We start from the raw sequence: 829 nt of genomic DNA, 5'->3' as shown, positions 1-829 counted from the left end.
TCGCCTCTGACTGCCAAGGCATCCACCGTGTACGCTTAGTCACTTAACCATACAACCCGAAGGAGTTTCGAGTTGATGTTCAAATCACCAAAGTTGTCTCTCATTATTTGAATGAGCGAGAGACATTCGATTTTGCCGGACTCATCTCTTTACCTTCATTTTTAGAAAAAATGAAAACAAAAAGCCAAGAACACTTGAATGTGTTTTTTGGTGTTTGTCTTAAAGACAAACATTGAGAACTTTACAAACAACAATAAATTGTTGTTTTGTCAGCTTTCCAAATTGTTAAAGAGCTATGTTGCTTCACAAGGAAGTTACATTTTCTAAAGACTTTCAGAGTCAAAAATACCAACCAGTATCAATTGCTTGTTCTGGTTTGGACGTTTTATTCCAAAAATACTTAGAGAATGGTGGGCGATACCGGGCTCGAACCAGTGACCCCCTGCTTGTAAGGCAGGTGCTCTCCCAACTGAGCTAATCGCCCACATTGTTTTGATTTCCGTGGAAGGAAATGGTGGGTCGTGCAGGATTCGAACCTGCGACCAATTGATTAAAAGTCAACTGCTCTACCAACTGAGCTAACGACCCAATGGTATCCCGTAGGGGAGTCGAACCCCTGTTACCGCCGTGAAAGGGCGGTGTCCTAGGCCTCTAGACGAACGGGACACTAAGTGAACATCTTGGGGGATGTTCTATCTCTTAAACTTCATAAACCGTATCAATCTGTGTGAACACTCATCGCAATAATCATCGTTTAAGGAGGTGATCCAGCGCCAGGTTCCCCTAGCGCTACCTTGTTACGACTTCACCCCAGTCATGAACCACAAAG

Annotated in this window: 3 tRNA genes and 1 rRNA gene; all 4 read right to left on the bottom strand. The window is 43.5% G+C overall.

Annotated features, from left to right (window positions below):
* Positions 1 to 408: 408 nt before the first annotated feature.
* Positions 409 to 484, bottom strand: a tRNA-Val gene (locus R7R78_RS25375).
* A gap of 28 nt (positions 485 to 512) precedes the next feature.
* Positions 513 to 588: transfer RNA gene (locus tag R7R78_RS25370), tRNA-Lys, on the bottom strand.
* Between the two features lie 2 nt (positions 589 to 590).
* Positions 591 to 666, bottom strand: a tRNA-Glu gene (locus tag R7R78_RS25365).
* A gap of 89 nt (positions 667 to 755) precedes the next feature.
* Positions 756 to 829, bottom strand: a 16S ribosomal RNA gene (locus tag R7R78_RS25360); the annotation flags it as partial.

It is taken from the genome of Vibrio sp. 2134-1 (genome assembly GCF_033339495.1).
Note: the sequence above shows the minus strand (reverse complement) of the source record. Positions and strands in the feature narration are given on the sequence as shown.